Origin of the sequence: Wielerella bovis, assembly GCF_022354465.1 — a bacterium.
In the GTDB taxonomy this organism is placed as follows: Bacteria; Pseudomonadota; Gammaproteobacteria; order Burkholderiales; family Neisseriaceae; genus Wielerella; species Wielerella bovis.
In genome coordinates this window covers 684,118-701,843 of the sequence record NZ_CP092361.1, presented here as the reverse complement: position 1 = coordinate 701,843, position 17,726 = coordinate 684,118, and the positions used below count along the sequence as shown (strand labels likewise).

General features: G+C 40.1%; 18 protein-coding genes. 10 read left to right on the top strand and 8 right to left on the bottom strand.

Annotated features, from left to right (window positions below):
* Positions 1-98: 98 nt before the first annotated feature.
* The 4 genes from msbA to MIS45_RS03595 all read right to left on the bottom strand — a co-directional run bounded on the left by msbA (position 99) and on the right by MIS45_RS03595 (position 5,030).
* Positions 99-1,949, bottom strand: a complete 1,851-nt coding sequence (msbA, locus tag MIS45_RS03610) for a lipid A export permease/ATP-binding protein MsbA (protein ID WP_249451029.1) — start codon at positions 1,947-1,949, stop codon at positions 99-101.
* A gap of 104 nt (positions 1,950-2,053) precedes the next feature.
* The gene (locus MIS45_RS03605) at positions 2,054-2,944 is read right to left on the bottom strand and encodes an ABC transporter permease subunit (RefSeq protein ID WP_249444651.1); all 891 of its coding nucleotides are present in this window, start codon (positions 2,942-2,944) and stop codon (positions 2,054-2,056) included.
* Complete coding sequence (locus MIS45_RS03600; RefSeq protein ID WP_430472130.1) at positions 2,941-3,906, bottom strand: ABC transporter permease subunit; 966 nt, start codon at positions 3,904-3,906, stop codon at positions 2,941-2,943. The genes MIS45_RS03605 and MIS45_RS03600 overlap by 4 nt, the downstream gene beginning before the upstream one ends.
* Before the next feature lie 11 nt (positions 3,907-3,917).
* The gene (locus MIS45_RS03595; protein WP_249443269.1) at positions 3,918-5,030 is read right to left on the bottom strand and encodes an ABC transporter ATP-binding protein; all 1,113 of its coding nucleotides are present in this window, start codon (positions 5,028-5,030) and stop codon (positions 3,918-3,920) included.
* A 375-nt stretch (positions 5,031-5,405) separates the two neighbouring features.
* Here MIS45_RS03595 and trkA point away from each other — a divergent pair, with 375 nt between their 5' ends.
* Positions 5,406-6,827, top strand: a complete 1,422-nt coding sequence (gene trkA / locus MIS45_RS03590; RefSeq protein WP_249451028.1) for a Trk system potassium transporter TrkA — start codon at positions 5,406-5,408, stop codon at positions 6,825-6,827.
* Positions 6,828-7,003: 176 nt separating this feature from the next.
* Here trkA and MIS45_RS03585 read toward each other — a convergent pair whose 3' ends face one another.
* Together MIS45_RS03585 and MIS45_RS03580 are read right to left on the bottom strand one after the other, a co-directional pair.
* Complete coding sequence (locus MIS45_RS03585; RefSeq protein WP_249447679.1) at positions 7,004-7,513, bottom strand: IS630 family transposase; 510 nt, start codon at positions 7,511-7,513, stop codon at positions 7,004-7,006.
* Between the two features lie 25 nt (positions 7,514-7,538).
* A complete protein-coding gene (locus MIS45_RS03580; protein WP_249441922.1) occupies positions 7,539-7,841 on the bottom strand; it encodes an IS630 transposase-related protein in 303 nt (100 codons plus the stop codon).
* 226 nt (positions 7,842-8,067) lie between these two features.
* Between MIS45_RS03580 and MIS45_RS03575 the strand changes: the two genes are divergently transcribed.
* Positions 8,068-8,589, top strand: coding sequence for a hypothetical protein (locus tag MIS45_RS03575; RefSeq protein WP_249451026.1), 522 nt, complete (start codon positions 8,068-8,070; stop codon positions 8,587-8,589).
* A gap of 20 nt (positions 8,590-8,609) precedes the next feature.
* Here the strand turns inward: MIS45_RS03575 and MIS45_RS03570 are convergent, their stop codons facing one another.
* Entirely contained in the window at positions 8,610-8,840 is a 231-nt protein-coding gene (locus tag MIS45_RS03570; RefSeq protein ID WP_249451025.1) for a hypothetical protein, read from the bottom strand.
* A gap of 192 nt (positions 8,841-9,032) precedes the next feature.
* Between MIS45_RS03570 and MIS45_RS03565 the strand changes: the two genes are divergently transcribed.
* The 8 genes from MIS45_RS03565 (at position 9,033) to MIS45_RS03530 (ending at position 16,453) form a co-directional block, all read left to right on the top strand.
* Complete coding sequence (locus MIS45_RS03565) at positions 9,033-9,812, top strand: TrmH family RNA methyltransferase (RefSeq protein ID WP_249451023.1); 780 nt, start codon at positions 9,033-9,035, stop codon at positions 9,810-9,812.
* 71 nt (positions 9,813-9,883) lie between these two features.
* Positions 9,884-10,543, top strand: coding sequence for a DUF1294 domain-containing protein (locus MIS45_RS03560; protein WP_249451022.1), 660 nt, complete (start codon positions 9,884-9,886; stop codon positions 10,541-10,543).
* Between the two features lies 1 nt (position 10,544).
* A complete protein-coding gene (locus MIS45_RS03555; RefSeq protein WP_249443275.1) occupies positions 10,545-10,889 on the top strand; it encodes a DMT family protein in 345 nt (114 codons plus the stop codon).
* Positions 10,890-10,931: 42 nt separating this feature from the next.
* Entirely contained in the window at positions 10,932-11,804 is an 873-nt protein-coding gene (locus MIS45_RS03550) for an HNH endonuclease (protein WP_249451021.1), read from the top strand.
* Between the two features lie 26 nt (positions 11,805-11,830).
* Positions 11,831-14,119 carry a Tex family protein gene (locus MIS45_RS03545; RefSeq protein ID WP_249451020.1) on the top strand — a complete coding sequence of 763 codons (2,289 nt, stop codon included), beginning with the start codon at positions 11,831-11,833 and terminating at the stop codon, positions 14,117-14,119.
* 79 nt (positions 14,120-14,198) lie between these two features.
* Positions 14,199-15,284 carry a putative phage abortive infection protein gene (locus MIS45_RS03540; protein ID WP_249451018.1) on the top strand — a complete coding sequence of 362 codons (1,086 nt, stop codon included), beginning with the start codon at positions 14,199-14,201 and terminating at the stop codon, positions 15,282-15,284.
* Between the two features lie 193 nt (positions 15,285-15,477).
* The gene (locus tag MIS45_RS03535; RefSeq protein WP_249451017.1) at positions 15,478-15,870 is read left to right on the top strand and encodes a hypothetical protein; all 393 of its coding nucleotides are present in this window, start codon (positions 15,478-15,480) and stop codon (positions 15,868-15,870) included.
* Positions 15,863-16,453, top strand: a complete 591-nt coding sequence (locus MIS45_RS03530) for a uracil-DNA glycosylase family protein (protein WP_249451016.1) — start codon at positions 15,863-15,865, stop codon at positions 16,451-16,453. The genes MIS45_RS03535 and MIS45_RS03530 overlap by 8 nt, the downstream gene beginning before the upstream one ends.
* A gap of 186 nt (positions 16,454-16,639) precedes the next feature.
* On the opposite strand, the gene ygfZ is transcribed toward MIS45_RS03530, so the two are convergent.
* On the bottom strand, positions 16,640-17,482 hold the full coding sequence (gene ygfZ, locus MIS45_RS03525; RefSeq protein ID WP_249451015.1) for a CAF17-like 4Fe-4S cluster assembly/insertion protein YgfZ: 843 nt from the start codon (positions 17,480-17,482) through the stop codon (positions 16,640-16,642).
* Positions 17,483-17,726: the final 244 nt, after the last annotated feature.

The following is a 17,726-nucleotide window of genomic DNA, read 5'->3' as shown; positions in this document are numbered from 1 at the left end:
CTAAAATAAAAATAATACTGTGTTGTCAGTTCCCTTATGTACTCTAGATGTACACGGCGGTCACTGTCGCCTTGTCCTGATTTAGTGAATCCACTATATTATCCATTCACATCATTCATATTCCACAGTTTCGCATAATAACCGTGAGTTGCCATTAATTCTATATGCGACCCCTGTTCCACAATTTTACCTTCATCCATCACAATAATGCGGTCGGCTTGTTCAATCGTGGTTAAGCGATGGGCGACAATAATGCTGGTACGACCGTGCATTAAGCGTTCCAATGCTTGTTGTACCAAATGTTCGGACTCATTGTCTAATGCGCTGGTGGCTTCGTCTAATAATAAAATTGGTGCGTCTTTTAAAATAGCACGCGCAATAGAAACGCGTTGGCGTTGTCCACCTGATAAATTGCTGCCATTTGCACCAATTTTTTGTTGCAAGCCATCTGGGTGTTGTTTGACTAAATCCAGCAAATTGGCAGCTTCTAGTGCGCGTAATACTTCTTCTTCGCTGGCTTCTGGACGACTGTATTGTACGTTTGCTAGCAAAGTATCATCAAACAAAAAGGTTTCTTGTGATACCAAAGCAAATTGGGTGCGTAAATTGTTCAATTTCACATCTTCAATGTCCACGCCATCTAATGTAATTTTTCCAGCACTAGGGGTTACAAAGCGAGGTAATAAATTAACAACGGTGGTTTTACCGCTGCCTGAACGTCCAACCAGTGCGATTTTTTCTCCTGCTTGAATGGTCAGATTAAAATTATCCAATGCTTTTTTGTTTTCTGCGGTATATTGCACAACGACATTTTCAAATTTTAGGCTGCCTGAAACTTGGTTTAATGCTTTTACACCTGTGTCTTTTTCAGGCTGCGTATCTAGAAATTGGCATACAGTATCCGATGCTAAAAACATGGCTTGCATGGGAATGCTGATATTAGCTAAATTCTTGATTGGACTTAACATTTGTAGCATAGCAACAATAAATGCCATGAACTCACCAATCGTAGTAACACCATTTTGACTTTGCCACAGGGCAATAAAAATAACGATTGCTAATGCTACGGAAGCGATTAATTCGCTAAATGGAGAGCGTGCAGCTGATGCTTGCACCATTTTTTTGCCTAATCTCACAATTGTTTGATTAATATCCAAAAAACGAGTCATCGCTTGTTGATGTCCACCAAATAATTTGACAACACGATGACCTTGATGCACTTCATTGACAACATTATTGAGTATGCCAATACTGGCTTGTGCATTGGCAATGATGCTTTTTAATCGGTTGCGATAATAGCGTGATAATAAGGACAACACAGGAAACATCAGCAGCACAATCAGACTTAATTGCCAGTTTAAATACAACAAAACGCAGACTAAGCCAATGACAATCAATGTATCACGCGTTAAAACAATGAACACATTACTTGCATTGCTAATCGCCACCTCTGTCATTTGCACAATATTCATTAATACTGTACCCGACGGTGTTTCTTGATGATATTTTGAGGATAAAGACAACATTTTGTTAAACATATCGCGGCGTACATGACTAATCGCCACTACCGAAACCCATGATAACAAATAACTGCTGGCAAAACGGCACACGCCGCGTATCGTAATGAGTGAGAGAAAGAAAATGGGCACAATCCAGACTTTGTTTTCTGTACCCCAAATCATGTGATTAAATTGATTTTTCCAGTTGTTGAGTGTATTGATAATACCTGTTACTTCTTGAGTAGCAGGTATTTCTGCTGGTGGTGCAAATCCTTGATTGACCAAAGGTGCAATAAAGGCGGCTAAATAACTTTCGGTAAAGGCCACGCCTATAATCGCCAATAATGCGAGAAAAATCCGTCCCTTAAATGGTTTGACATAGGACATTAAACGCATAAAGTTATGCGCATCTTTTTCTGAGAATAAGCCAAAAGTTAGTTTACTAATCATAATTGTGTATTTATTTAATTTTTCAGGCTGCCTATTCTAGCATTTTATTTAAAACAATAGGCAGCCTGAAAAGTTTTCAGGCTGCCTTTATAAGTAAAAATAGATTAGGCTGACAATTCTTCTAAAGCTTTTTGTTCAGCTTTATATGCCGCTGCCATTTCATATTCGCGTTTGGTAGCTTGGCGCATCATTATATAGTTCATCATAATGACCAATGTTCCAACTACGCCAATGAAAATAGTTGCCAATACGTTCATTTGTGGATCAAGACCCAAACGGATTTTGGAAAAAATCACTTGTGGCAAAGTGGCTGAACCAGGACCCGACAAGAATGATGTAATTACCACGTCATCTAGCGATAAAGTTACGCCAAGCAAGAAACCCGATGCAATGGCAGGTGCAATCAATGGCAAAGTAATCACGAAGAAGATTTTTAAGGGACGTGCGCCCAAATCCATCGCAGCTTCTTCCAAAGATTGGTCGAGTTCTGTCAAACGCGAACGAATCACAACTGTGATATACGCCATACAGAGCGTAGTGTGCCCCAAGAAAATCGTGAAAAATCCTCGGTCGAGCCACGCAACATCGTTACCCAATGCACCTTGCAATAACATTTGCACTTGCATAATCAGCAACAACATAGACAAGCCTGTAATTACATCTGGCATCACCATTGGCGCAGAAACCATTCCTGCAAACAAGGTATTACCACGAAAACGCTTAATCCGCGCCAAGGCATAACCTGCTAGTGTACCCAATGCTACCGCTGCCAGTGAAGACGTTACCGCAATTTTCAATGACAACCAAGCTGCGCTTAAAATTTGGTCATTTTTTAGCAACTTGCCGTACCATTCAGTCGTAAAACCACCCCAAACTGTTACTAATTTGGAATCGTTAAACGAGTAAATAACCAAAATAATCAACGGAATGTATAAAAATGCCAATCCTGCAAACAGCATGATTTTTAAAAATGGAGACATTCTATTGCTCATCATTTGCCTCCTTTCGCGGTTTCACGATTGTCAAAATATTGCTGCACGCCAATCGGTAAAACCAATAATATCACCATAACAACGGCAATCGCAGCAGCTAATGGCCAGTTATTTTGGTCGGAGAATGCTTGCCACAATACTTTACCAATCATTAAGTTATCTGGTCCTCCAACCAATTCGGGAACCACATATTCGCCTACCGATGGAATAAATACCAACATGGAACCTGCAATAATGCCTGATTTGGACATGGGCAAAGTAATGGTTAAAAATGCTTTGATTGGGTGCGCACCTAAATCGGCAGCGGCTTCCAATAAGCGTTTATCCAATTTTACTAATTGCGTGTACAACGGCAAAATCATAAATGGTAAGTAGGCATACACCATAACCAATATCAGGGAAAAACTGTTGTAGAACATATCCAATGGTTCGCTGATAATATCCCATTTCATCAAAAAATTGTTGATGATGCCATTGGTGGTAAGTAAACCCATCCAAGCATAGACACGCAATAGGAATGATGTCCAGAATGGCAACATAATCGCCAACAATAAAGCATTGCGGATAGATGGATTCGCACGCGAAATGGCATATGCCATCGGATAACCCAGCAATAAGCAAATAAGAGTGGTCATCAACGCGGTTTTAATAGATAACCAATACGTTAGCAAATAAATATTGTCGCCACGATTGCCACCATCAAATGGATTGAGCATTGCACCCAGCGATGACCAAAAATCCGCAAAAATATCCTGATAATTTTGGTAAACGATGTGCCATTTACCCTCTTCATCAAATAAAGGGGTAAAAGGTGGGATACTATATGCGGTTTCTGCAAAACTGATTTTAAATACGATAAAGAACGGAATTAAAACCAGCAAAAACAGCCACATAAATGGTATGCCAGTAACAATTCTTGCTCCAAGTCGTTTACGGCGTTTAATGTTTACAGAAGACATTTTCAGGCTGCCTCCATTTAACGAGTTAAAGGTGTGGGTTGGTTTTCAGGCCAATCCAAGTACACTTCATCGCCCCAAGTAGGCGGTTCAATGCCGCGTACATACCAATAGGGTGCTGGCACTTGGCTTTTGATGATGCGACCATTGTCCATTTGCACATGATAAATCGCAAAACTACCCAAATAAGCAATTTCTTTTACTTTGCCTTTTGCCCAGTTATGCGTATCACGATGAGCAGGTTTTTCTTTGTGCAAATCAATATCTTCTGGACGAATGGATACCCACATGGTTTGACCATCTTCTGCGTCAAATTTTTGGTCAGTATAAACCTTACTTGGTAAATCAGGGCAATCAATCAAGGCATGCACATCGTCTTTGTGTACCAAAGTACCTTCAAAGATATTGGTTTCGCCAATAAATTCTGCCGTGAATTTACTGTTGGGATAATCATACACATCGGCAGGCGTGCCCACTTGCATTAATTCGCCATGCGACATAATGGCAACACGATGTGCCATTGTCATCGCTTCTTCTTGGTCGTGCGTTACCATAATGCAGGTTACGCCAACTTTTTCCAAAGTATTAACCAATTCAAATTGCGTTTGTTGGCGCAATTTTTTATCCAATGCACCCAATGGCTCGTCCAACAACAATAGTTTAGGGCGTTTTGCCAAACTACGCGCCAATGCGACACGTTGTTGCTGACCGCCTGATAATTGATGCGGTTTGCGTTTGGCAAACTGTGGCATTTGTACCAAGCGTAGCATTTCGTCTACACGCGCTTTGATTTCGTCTTTGGGTAATTTGTCTTGTTTCAAACCAAAAGCGATGTTGTCTTCCACCGTCATGTGTGGGAAAAGCGCATAACTTTGGAACATCATATTGATAGGACGGTCGTAGGGAGCCAGTTGGGTAATGTCTTGTCCGTCCAAAATAATTTGTCCACCAGAAGGCGTTTCCATACCTGCCAACATTCTCAATAGGGTGGATTTGCCGCTACCAGAACTACCCAGCAGCGCAAAAATTTCATGTTGATTAATCTCCAAATCAAGCGGTTTTACGGCAAGATTATCGCCGTATGTTTTGGTAATTCCTTTGATTTGCAAATAAGGTGTGGCATCAGTCGTCATGGCATGCTCCAAATGAAATGAGAATAATGCTGGTTTGATTGCTTTGGACAGTTTAATTTTTTGATTTAATAGAAAATCTCTGTGGTCTGTTTAGCGGCGTTCGAGCAGCGTGAAAAATTTTAAAGCGCGTGATTTTAGTGTAGTGAGCGACATGGGGCAAGTGAAAAAAGGGAATTATGGAAAATTTTGTACCAAAAGGCAGCCTGAAAGGTTAATTTTCTATTTTAAACAATATGTTAAAATAAAATCATAATCCCAATAAATACCATTGTATGTAACCCATTTTTCAGGCTGCCTATGAATGAAATCATATACGAAAAGGCAGCCTGAAACTATAATCCACGTTTTCCTCTATTTTAATACAAGCATACGCCCGTGAAAATTTTGATTTTAGGTAGTGGACAAGTTGGCTCTGCGATTGCCCAAGAACTTGCCGCCATGCCCGATAATGATGTAACCATTGTAGATACCGATGAATCTGCGTTAAAAAATATTGGTAGCCGCTTGGATGTGCGCACACTCGTTGGTAATGGCGCATCGCCTGTGATTATGGAACAAGCAGGCGCGCGTGATACCGATATGTTACTTGCCCTGACACGCAGCGATGAAACCAATTTGGTTGCTTGCAAACTTGCCGCTGATTTATTCAATATTCCGCAACGCATCGCCCGAGTGCGTTTGGCAGATTATCAAGATTTTGGCATAGAAAGTGAAGATGAGATAGATAAAGATGCTTTATCCAGCAGCCTGAAAGCTTTTGAAGTAACCGATTCCATTCATCCCGAACATTTAGTTACAGAACATTTGGCAGGATTATTGAGCCACGTTCGTGCTTTGCAACTGTTGCCATTTGCACACGATAAAGTCCGCATGGTTATTGCTCAAGCGCAAGCACAAGATTGGTTGGTTGGCAAAACCATCTTTCAAGCCAATGCACAACTGCCCGAAAACATTGATTGTCAAATTTGCGCCATTTATCGCAATACTCGCTTAATCGTACCACAGCCTGAAACCGTGATTGCAGAAGGTGATGAAATTGCTTTTATGGCAGACTCACGCCACATGGCAGCCGTGATGTATGTATTCTTTGAATACAACAGGTCTAATCATCGCGTGATGATTGCAGGGGGGGGCAATGTCGGGTATCGCCTTGCCAAAAAAATGGAACACAAGTTCAATATTAAAATTATTGAAAACCATTTACCTCGCGCAGAATGGTTATCTGATAAATTAGATAACACATTGGTTTTACACGGCTCTGCTACCGATGAGGATTTGCTCTCACGCGAATACATTGACGAAATTGACGTATTTTGCGCCATCACCAACGATGATGAAAACAATATTATGGCAGGTTTGCTGGCGAAAAATCTTGGCGCAAAACGGGTCATTACCATTATCAACCGTTCGCGTTATGTAGATTTGCTGACAGGCAATCAAATTGACATTGTCGTTTCACCGCATCAAATTACCATTGGCAGCGTTTTGGCGCACGTTCGGCGCGGCGATGTTGCTGCGGTTTATCCATTACGGCGCGGTACAGCCGAAGCGATTGAAGTGGTGGTGCATGGCGACCGCAAAACATCATCGTTGGTGGGGCGGCGTGTCAATGAAGTGAAATGGCCAGCAGGTTGCCATATTGCCGCTATTGTGCGTGGCGAAGAAGTGATTATGGGGCGGCATCATGATACTGAGTTACAAGATGGCGACCATATTGTCTTTTTCGTATCACGTCGCCGTGTATTGCGTGAATTGGAAAAATTGATTCAAGTGAAAATGGGATTTTTTGGGTTATAAGGATTTTTCAGGCTGCCTGTTGCGGTAAAATAGGCAGCCTGAAAACATTTTAAAAATCATTAGCAGCGTAGGGTGGGCAACTTGTTGCCCACGCAATTCAATGATACTGCACTAAAATCATATTTTAACGTGCAATATTTCATTTCACGCTGCCTGAAAAAATATAGATAAAGAAATTAAAATTCGGTACACAACCAAGTAAAATAAAAAAACAAAGAGTGAATGCAATCCAATAACCAATCTTGACGTAAATGTTTAATCCAAGCCCAAGTGTGCTCAATTAAATTCAAATCAGGACAGTATGGCGGTAACCATAAAATCACATGCCCTGATAAAACAATAAGCTCTTGAATGTCCTGACGTTTGTGAAAAGTCGCATTATCCATTACCAAAACACTGTTGGGCGGTAATTGTGGCAGTAAAACGTTTTGAACCCATGAATAAAACACATCTGAATTGATGCTGAATTCATACAAACCCACTGCAATCAATTGATTTTGGTACAGTGCGCCAATGGCATTGGTTGTGTTTTTGATTTGCCAGTTGTGATTGCCATGACAAACTTGTCCTCTTGGCGCATAGGCATAAGGACGATAAGTTTGGTTTTTAAAACCACTTTCATCAATATAAACAATAGGACGTTTCTCTTGCTCATACTGTTGTTTTAATGAGAGAAATTGTTCAATTGTTTCGGGTTGAGCTTTGGGGTGTTTAAGAATCTTTTTTTTGAGTGATTTTTAGCCGTTTAAGTGCCACACCAATGGCTCTTTGTGAACAGTTAAAGCGAACAGCGCGTTCTCTTTGAAAATCATCAGGAAATTGTTCTACGTCTTTTCGCAATAATTCATCATTGATTTTATTGGTTCTTTTGGGGTAGGGTTTACGTTCAATGCATTTTTTCCATAGTTGAATGGTACTGCGACTGATGCCATATTCCGCTGCCAATTCACGGTAGCTGTAACCCGAATTTAATTTTTCTAAAATCATTTGGCGATAATCTTGTGAATAAGCCATAACTGTTCTCCTGTGTGTACCGTTTATTTAATTCTACACCTATAAAATAATTCAGCGTGTATCAAACCGCGTGGGCAACAAGTTGCCCACCCTACGCTTGCTATAGCAGGACAAACACCTGAAGGGTTAAAAAATGATTTACAAACATATTTGCCACAAAAATAAAAAGATTATTACTATATTAATTATACTAATTGTATTAACTATATTATTAGGATTTTATTGTATGGAACAAAAAAAATACCAAATGTATGTATTTCGTTATGTAGATGACAATGATCCAAATTTTCCGCATAAAAAATTTTGGTTCAATGCAGAACAATGGTTATCAGATGAAGAAAATTATTTAAAAATTTCTGATAGTTATATTCTTTATAAAAAAGGAATCAAAATACCTAATACTAATATTATTTTGCAAAGATTATATGTTCATTTTCTTATCCAAAAAGATATAACTGAAGAACAGTTACCTTATGATGATTTTTTAATAGAAGTTGGTAAATCAGTACATGGGCATTATTTATATTCAAAATTTGATAGGGATTCTCTTAAGCCAACTATTCATTCTTTTTTGATCAATTTTCATTTTAAAAATATAGCTTATGAAGCCCAATTAATATGGGAAATGGAGAAGCAAGATATTATAATTTTAGGTATTTATATGCATGGAAGTTATAATAAAATGCATAATAATTATAATTATAGCGACTATCTCAAAGGTAAACCAGTTCCAAATGGTAATGATTAATTAACGACCGAATTGGGCGCTTAAACGAACTCATCAACGAAAACGGCAACACCTACCGCTTTGCGTATGATGAGCGTAACCGTTTGTTGAGTGAAACTGGGTTTGACGGTAAATTGAGCCGTTACACCTACAATCCTGCTGGCGAATTGGTACAAGCAAGCGTAGCATAGGCAACTCGTTGCCCACGCGAACAACCATAAAATCATTTTTTCCAAAACCAAATTCTCATTTTCAGGCTGCCTATCAATCATAAAATATCTTTCATATTCTTGATAAAAAACGATTTTTGTATCAATAATCCAATGATTAAAACAAGCTTTCAGGCAGCCTGAAAAGTAGGATTACGTTAAACTGTGTGGACAACAAGTTACCTACCTTACGCTTATCTTACTATTTACAGTAAAATACCACACTTATCTTTCATTATAAAAATACAAGCCGTCATGCCCCCCACCATTCAATCGCCCCACAATCCGCAACTCAAACATCTCGCTAAACTCCTATCCGCCAGCAAACACCGCCGCGAACACCAGCAAGCCGTACTAGAAGGCACGCATCTACTTTCCGCCTATTTAGACGCAGGCAACACACCCGAACACGTTTACATCCCCGAATATCGCCAAATGCAGCCTGAAATTCGCGCACTAATTTTCAGGCTGCCTGAACACCAATACACCATAGTCTCCAACAATCTACTCAAAAAAATCAGTAGTTTAAATGATGCTGATGACATAATGACACTCATCGCACTTCCACAAACAAGGCAGCCTGAAAACAGCGATTGCATCGTGTTAGAGCGCGTACAAGATGCGGGCAATGTTGGCACCGTGTTACGCAGCGCAGCCGCATCGGGCATCAAAACCATTATTTTGAGCGAAGGTTGCGCCGATGCTTATTCGCCCAAAGTTCTACGCGCAGGCATGGGCGCACATTTTTTGCTCCACATTCACGAGCGCGTCAATTTAACCGAATGGCGCAGCCACTACCCCCACCGCGTACTCGCCACCGCGCTCACCGAACACAATAATTTTTCCTTATACGATTTAGACTTACGCCAACCTAGTGCATGGATTTTCGGCAACGAAGGCGCAGGCATCTCCGCAGAAACCCTTGCCCACGCCAGTGCCAGCGTCAAAATTCCCATGCTCGGCGCAACCGAATCGCTCAATATTGCCATGGCGGCAACCATTTGTTTATTTGAACAAATGCGCCAACGTTTATAAACAAAAAGGCAGCCTGAAAACATTCAAATATTCATTTCAGGCTGCATTAACATTTTATTTTGAAAGACAATATGTACCAAACCACCCCCGATTACGACACCAAATCCAAACTTCATCTCGGCGTAACAGGCAATATCGTCCAATGGAATGCCGAAAAAGGTTATGGCTTTATCCAAACTGCAATCATCAGCGACAATATTTTCTTTCATATCAACACACTCGTTGCACCAGACCACTCCCCCAAACGCAACGAGACTATCACCGTCCACGCGCAATACGATGCCAACAAAAAACGCTGGTCAGCCAGCAAAGTTACTTCGCCACAACGCGAACAATGGCAAGCTGAACGTGAAGCCACCGAAAATGCGCTGATTCGCCCGATGAAAGACAAATTAACGTGGGCAATTCCCATCGCCATCATCTGGCTGACAGGATTATTTTTTCAGGCTGCCAACATAGGTATCTGCGCCATGATTGTTTCGCTGGTCGCATTCGCCACTTACGCATGGGACAAATCGTGCGCCCTGAATCAACGCAGCCGTGTACCCGAAAAATCTTTGCACGTCATCGCATTATGTGGCGGCTGGGCAGGTGCATTATTGGCGCGATATGTATTTCGCCACAAAACGCAAAAACAGCCGTTTGTCGGGATTTTTTGGGCGACTGTGGCAATCAATATATTGATAACCTTGTATTTTATTTTTTCAGGCAGCCTGAAAGGTTTCATTTAATATGCACTATTTAATCATCATTTCCTTGCTAACCGTTTCCAATTTACTCATGACGATTGCATGGTATTGGCACATCAAACCTTCTGCTACACCTTTTCCCCTGTGGCAAATTGTTTTGATTTCATGGTCAATTGCCTTGCTAGAATATTGCCTTGTAATACCTGCCAACCATTTTGGGACATTATGGGGCATTAAGCCGTTTCAGTTAAAAATATTACAAGAAATCATCGCATTGAGTGTATTTACCCTGTTTGCGATATTGTATTTAAACGAAAAAATCACGCTGAATTATCTATTGAGTTTTGTGTGTATTTTGGGTGCCGTTTATTTTGCGTTTAGGAAATAGTTTCAGGCAGGCTGAAAATATTAAATAAATAAGGAAATAAAAATGGCAATATGGATTAAACCAGTTAATTTTAACGATTTTGATGTTTTCGCAGCGTATCAAAATCTTGATAGTTTTTATTGGACAAAAGGAAGAGATGATATAAAAAAAGGCGATGAAGTTTTTTTATATATCGCTAAACCCATACAAAAAATTATGTTTCGTACGGTTTGTATTGCAGATGATGTAAGCAGTAAAGATAAAGACTGGGAAAAAGACAAACCTTACTATAAAAAACAAGACTTTAATGACCATTCGGAAGAGGTGCTTAATTGCGTTGATTTGAAACTGATACAAAAATGTGATGATGACCGTTTGTCATTTGGTTTCTTGAAAAAAGAAAATATGCTTCACGATTTTACTTTTAGATATGCCATTTCCAATGAAAAACATAAGCAATTTGAAACACTTTTTCAACACATTAAAACCATTTTTGATGAACAAAATGAAATTATCCAAAAAATAGAAAACGAGACAACCGAATTAAAAGGCATTGATAAACTCGCTTATGTCAAAGTTCGCGTTAACCAAACCAAGTTTAGAACGCAATTATTAGCAAAATATCAAAAATGCTGCTTATGCGGTATTGATGAACCTAAATTATTGATTGCCAGCCACATAAAGCCATGGTCAGTTAGTCAAGATACAGAAAAATTAGATAGTTACAATGGTTTATTATTTTGCCCACATCACGATAAATTATTTGATTTGGGTTTGATTGGTTTTGATGAACAAGGAAAAATTTTAATTTCGCCAAAATTGGAACCACATAATCAAATTTTATTGAATCTTCATGAAGAGATGAAAATTCATGTTAATGAAAAACATCAACATTATTTGGATTTTCATCGTCAAAATATTTTTCAGGCAGCCTGAAAACATTTTTTAAAGAAAGTAACCCTATGAATATCAACAACATCATCGCCACCGAACTCCAAGCCACCGAAGCCCAAATTCAGGCAGCCATCCAATTATTAGACGAAGGCGCAACCGTCCCCTTTATCGCGCGTTACCGCAAAGAAATGACGGGCGGTCTGGACGACACCCAACTGCGCACGCTCGCCAACCGCCTGACCTATTTGCGTGAACTGGTGGAACGCAAAGCCACCGTCCTGAAAAGCATTGAAGAACAAGGCAAACTCACGCCCGAACTCGCCCAGCAAATTGAAGATTGCGACAACAAAACCGCGCTGGAAGACCTGTATTTGCCCTACAAACCCAAACGCCGCACCAAAGCCCAAATCGCGCGCGAAAACGGTTTGCAGGATTTGGCGGACACGCTTTTCAGGCAGCCTGAAACCGACCCCGACACCTTCGCGCAGTCGTTTTTGAACGAGCAAGTGCCTGATATTAAAAGCGCATTGGACGGTGCGCGCGCCATTCTCATGGAACAATTTGCCGAAGACGCGGAATTGCTGGGCGTGTTGCGCGAAAAATTGTGGCGTGAAGCCGAAATCCACGCCCAAGTGATTGATGGACAACAAGAAACAGGCGAAAAATTCAAAGATTATTTTGACCACCGCGAAGCCGTGTCGCGCATGCCCAGTCATCGCGCTTTGGCGATTTTGCGCGGTCGCAACGGAGGCATTTTGCAGGCTGCCTTAAAATATCAGCCAGACGAAACGCCCATTACCGAGCCATCCGAATACGAAAAAATCATCGCACAACACTTTGGTTTGCAAGACAAAAATCGCCCAGCCGACAAATGGTTGCGCGACACGATTCGCCTGACTTGGCGCGCGAAAATGTTTTTGTCGCTGGAATTGGAAGCCTTTTCCAAATTAAAAGAATTGGCGGACACGGACGCGATTACCGTTTTCGCCAAAAATCTCAAAGATTTATTGCTTGCCGCGCCTGCTGGGCGTTTGCCGACTTTGGGTTTAGACCCTGGCTTTCGCACGGGCATTAAAGTGGCGGCGGTGGATGACACAGGCAAATTATTGGAAACCGCCGTTGTTTATTTACATCAAGAAAACAATGCTTTATCCATTTTGACGCGTTTGGTCAAACAGCACAACATCAAACTGATTGCCATCGGCAACGGCACCGCCAGCCGCGAAACCGATAAACTGGCTGGCGAGTTATTAAAATCATTGTCTATCAATGATTTGCATAAAATTGTCGTGTCGGAGGCGGGCGCGTCCGTGTATTCCGCGTCCGAGTTGGCGGCGGCGGAATTCCCCGATTTGGACGTAAGTTTGCGTGGCGCGGTGTCGATTGCGCGGCGTTTGCAAGACCCTTTGGCGGAACTGGTGAAAATTGACCCGAAATCCATTGGCGTGGGGCAATATCAGCACGATGTGAATCAAAGCGCGTTGGCGAAATCGCTGGACGCGGTGGTGGAAGATTGCGTGAATGCGGTGGGCGTGGATGTGAACACGGCTTCTGCGCCTTTATTGGCAAGAATTTCTGGTTTAAATCAAACGCTTGCGAAAAACATTGTTGCCTATCGTGATGAACATGGCGCGTTCCCTAATCGCAAAACTTTGTTGAAAGTGCCACGTTTGGGCGAAAAAACCTTTGAACAAGCGGCAGGTTTCTTACGCGTTTTAGGTGGTACTGAACCTTTGGACGCGAGCGCGGTTCACCCCGAAGCCTATCCTGTCGTAGCGAAAATGTTGGCAAAACAAGGAATTAGCGCAAGTGATTTAATCGGCAAACGCGAACACATCGCGCAAATCAAAGCCGTTGATTTTATTGATGAACGCTTTGGTTTGCCGACCATTATGGACATTTTGGCGGAATTGGAAAAACCCAACCGCGACCCACGCGGCGAATTCAAAATCGCCAGTTTCGCGGAAGGTATCAATGAAATCAGCGATTTGCAAGTCGGCATGATTTTGGAAGGCGTGGTGTCCAATGTGGCGAATTTTGGCGCGTTTGTGGACATTGGCGTGCATCAGGACGGTTTGGTGCATATTTCGGCTTTGTCCAATAAATTTGTTGCTGACCCGCGCGAAGTCGTGAAAGCAGGCGATTTGGTGAAAGTGAAAGTGGTGGAAGTGGACGCGGCACGCAAACGCATTGCGCTGACCATGCGTTTGGATGATGACAAGCCTGCGGAAAAAGCGGAGAAACGCGATTTCAGGCAGCCTGAAAAATCATCGCGCCCCAATAAACCGCAAAATCAACGCGAAAAAGCCCCGACCAATTCGGCAATGGCAGATGCGTTTGCAAAATTGAAACGTTGATTTTTTTAAATTTCAGGCAGCCTGAAAATACGTTCCGAAAAGTTTCAGGTTGCCTGAAATTAATTATTTGGAGATTAATATGTATAGAATAGTTATATTTTTATCAAGTATAGTATTGAGCTTATTGGTTATTTTTATTATTTTATTGATAGTTTTCAATTATCCTTTCTCCCTCTGCAATCCAGTGGAATCAAAATGTGATTGGTTTAACTTGGGAGATAAGTTTAATTTGATAGAGTCGTTTAATACAATCGGTACAATTATTTCTGCAATCGGATTAGTTTGGTTCAGTTATTTAACTTTCAAAAACCAAAAAAGTACAGAATTTGAAAATTTATTTCAAATCTTATTAAATGAACACAATAAATTAATGGAGAATGAATCTTTTAAAAAGGGGGTGGAAAAATTAAATGAAGAAATTGTTAATATTATTCGGAAATACAATTTTAAATATCCTGATGATATACTTATTTATCAAGAACTATTATGTAAATTACATACAACAAAAAGGAAGAATAATATTGAGGAAGTGATTAAATTAAGAAACTCATTGAAATCAATATATAATGAAGAAAATAAAATAAATACCAAACATGAGTTATATAATCCAACATATCAAATTTTTTGTAAAAAATCCGACCAAGATTATAAAGAACAACATAAGATAGTTATTGAACATTCTGATGAGGCTATTAATATTATTGAAAGATATTTTAAAGAAAATCATATTGATAAAAATTTATCTGCCATTAAGACTGAATTAGAACAATTGATTAATGGTAATAAAATAGTTAAACCTTATCTCATAATTCTTTTTCGCATATTAAAATATATAAAAAATACTGAGAAGATTGAAAATGATGATAAAAATGAATATTTTGGTTTGGTTCGTGGATTGATTCCATCTAATGTATTATTTTTAATTTTATTTAATAGTTATGGTTGGAGTAAAAGTAATGAAAGAAATTCTATTGCTTATGATGAATTATTGGTTCGAGCAAAACTATTCGAACACCTAGATTTTAATCAAGATTGGATAGAAAATATATACCCAAATGAACATATTCCTAGAATTGATATGATTAGTCTTGTAGAAAAGGCTGCAATGGAAATGATGGATAAAAAAGCTTTTGGAGAAAATATATATTTAAGTAAAAAAATATGATTGCCCTATCCCCTGAAATCTTTCCTGCCAGAGACTATTAAAATCTTGATGTTAGGTGGTTTCCTACCACCCAAACCTATTTGGGAAATATTTTTTCTATCCAAATTTCAATAAAATAGCTGATGCATTTGCGAAGTTGAAACGTTGTTTTTTGATATTTCGGGCTGCCTGTAAACACATTGAGACACCAATCATGACTCCAAACATCACCACCACTTTAACCGTTGAAGAATGGCTCAAAGTTTTGCATAACCCCAAATTAAGCACCCCAAAATCCCTGCAAATTTTGCTGACGGTTTACCGCAGCCCCAATCATCAAAACCGCGCGGGCATTATTGGCGAACAAATGGGCTACACCAAAAGTCCGCATTCTACCATCAACATGATGATTGGCGGATACAACCAAAAAATTCATCGTCATTATGGCGAACAACTGCTGTTTAATCGGCGTGGCAATGGCACGTTTCAATGGTGGACGCTGTTTTTTGAAGGCTGGTGGCAACAGGAAACGAATTATTTTATTTGGCGTTTGAAACCTGAATTGTGTCAGGCTTTGGAACAAAGTGGTTTATTAGAAAATGATTGAAATTGAAACCCACCCCCTGCCCCCATTTCTCCCCGAAAACGCCAAAATCTTAATGCTAGGCAGTTTCCCACCACCCCAAACCCGTTGGAAAATGAATTTCTACTACCCCAATTTCAACAACGATATGTGGCGGATTTTTGGCTTGGTGTTTTTCGGCGACAAAGACCATTTTATTGACACACCAAACAAAACCTTTCACGAACAACAAATCCGCGATTTTCTACAAGAAAAAGGCATTGCCATTTACGATACCGCTTATCGCGTGAAACGTCTGCAAGGCAATGCTTCAGATAAATTTTTGCAAATTGTGGAAGCGGTGGATTTAACCAAATTATTGGCACAAATCCCACATTGCCAAACCATCATCACCACAGGCGAACTTGCCACACAAACTTTATTGTCGCAGTTACCTAGCGATACTACTATCCCCAAAATCGGGCAATGTGTGCGCAGTAAATTTTTAGGGCGTGAACTATATCTGCATCGTTTACCATCTAGTTCACGTGCTTATCCTTTGGCGTTGGAGAAAAAGGCGGCAGTGTATGGGGAGGTGTTTTATTTTTCTATGGCTAATATGTTTTGAATCCACTATAAATGACTATACATCCATATGATTGTCATTCAGGCTGCCTGAAAGCTCGTTGGTCAGATACTTGTATCCATAAATTTCATATAGAAACAAATGCTTGTTAAATATGGACAATGTTAGATTCAAAAATCCGACTTACCGTTTCGGGTTTTACAACAGCTTCAGGTCGCCTTCTTGTATTTATGTTCCATCATTCAAATCGAAAAATAAATGTTTTAATTCAAATGGATTTTCTGAGGAATCATACAGTTTTGCTTTTGCCATACCATGCTTGATAACCAACAAATTCAGGCTGCCTTGCGCATTAATAACCAAGCCAACTTCCGCACCGCTCGTATCTAATACTGGCGCACCAACTGTTTGATTTATCTGATTATGCGCCACCGCCAAGCCACGTTTCACTTGTCCACGATATTGGGCACGCGCAATGATTTCTTGTCCAGGGTAGCAGCCTTTGCGAAAATGCACGCCACCAATCGTGTGCTGATTCAACATTTGTGCCACGCAAGTTTCTGTTGTTGCAGCACAAATCCATGGGAAACCGCACGCAATTTCATGCGTATTCCATGCAGATTCAGCAGCGGCATCATACACAGGCAATTCATTTTTTGGTGCAATTTTCAGGCTGCCTCCGTGTGGTAAAAAAATTTCATTTTGTGCATTGCATGGTAAAACCAAATGAGGTTCATTGGGATAAACAATCGCCATATTGTCTTTCAGGCTGCCTGAAACGCCCCAATCTGGCAAAATAGTTAATTGTACTTTAGCGCGTAACACAAACATTTTCAATCGTTTAAGTAAAATTTCTGCCAAATCTGCTGCCACAGCAAGCAAAATATCCGTGCCTGTATTGTACACAATCATATTGGCAATCACACGACCTTTGGGCGTATTGTAAGTGGCGTAACAGGCCTGATTTGTTTGCAAATGATTGATGTCATTGGAAAGTTGGTTGTGCAGAAAAGTATGTCGGTCATCGCCCGAGACTTGAATCAGTGCGAAGAAAGGAAGTTGAGTGTGCATAAAAATCCTTGATTATTTTTGTTCAAATTCAGTGTGCATTTGAACTGTAAAATAGATTGAATGAACCAAAATTTTAGCACTTTGTTTATGTATAGTGAATGATAATAGTTGGTTAAAATAAAACACAGATAAAAACCTTTGCAAAATCTATTCAGGCTGCCTGAAAACGAGTAGGTTGAATACTTGATTATGATAATTTTTAAATAAAAAAACAAATAGTTAATATATATGGGAAATATCAGAT

Bases quoted from the DNA above. Each gene is read 5' to 3' on its own strand.
- msbA (WP_249451029.1), bottom strand. From the start codon at position 1,949: ATGATTAGTAAACTAACTTTTGGCTTATTCTCAGAAAAAGATGCGCAT.
- MIS45_RS03605 (WP_249444651.1), bottom strand. From the start codon at position 2,944: ATGATGAGCAATAGAATGTCTCCATTTTTAAAAATCATGCTGTTTGCA.
- MIS45_RS03595 (WP_249443269.1), bottom strand. From the start codon at position 5,030: ATGACGACTGATGCCACACCTTATTTGCAAATCAAAGGAATTACCAAA.
- MIS45_RS03580 (WP_249441922.1), bottom strand. From the start codon at position 7,841: ATGGCTTATTCACAAGATTATCGCCAAATGATTTTAGAAAAATTAAAT.
- MIS45_RS03575 (WP_249451026.1), top strand. From the start codon at position 8,068: ATGGAACAAAAAAAATACCAAATGTATGTATTTCGTTATGTAGATGAC.
- MIS45_RS03570 (WP_249451025.1), bottom strand. From the start codon at position 8,840: ATGATTGATAGGCAGCCTGAAAATGAGAATTTGGTTTTGGAAAAAATG.
- MIS45_RS03565 (WP_249451023.1), top strand. From the start codon at position 9,033: ATGCCCCCCACCATTCAATCGCCCCACAATCCGCAACTCAAACATCTC.
- MIS45_RS03560 (WP_249451022.1), top strand. From the start codon at position 9,884: ATGTACCAAACCACCCCCGATTACGACACCAAATCCAAACTTCATCTC.
- MIS45_RS03555 (WP_249443275.1), top strand. From the start codon at position 10,545: ATGCACTATTTAATCATCATTTCCTTGCTAACCGTTTCCAATTTACTC.
- MIS45_RS03550 (WP_249451021.1), top strand. From the start codon at position 10,932: ATGGCAATATGGATTAAACCAGTTAATTTTAACGATTTTGATGTTTTC.
- MIS45_RS03545 (WP_249451020.1), top strand. From the start codon at position 11,831: ATGAATATCAACAACATCATCGCCACCGAACTCCAAGCCACCGAAGCC.
- MIS45_RS03540 (WP_249451018.1), top strand. From the start codon at position 14,199: ATGTATAGAATAGTTATATTTTTATCAAGTATAGTATTGAGCTTATTG.
- MIS45_RS03535 (WP_249451017.1), top strand. From the start codon at position 15,478: ATGACTCCAAACATCACCACCACTTTAACCGTTGAAGAATGGCTCAAA.
- MIS45_RS03530 (WP_249451016.1), top strand. From the start codon at position 15,863: ATGATTGAAATTGAAACCCACCCCCTGCCCCCATTTCTCCCCGAAAAC.
- ygfZ (WP_249451015.1), bottom strand. From the start codon at position 17,482: ATGCACACTCAACTTCCTTTCTTCGCACTGATTCAAGTCTCGGGCGAT.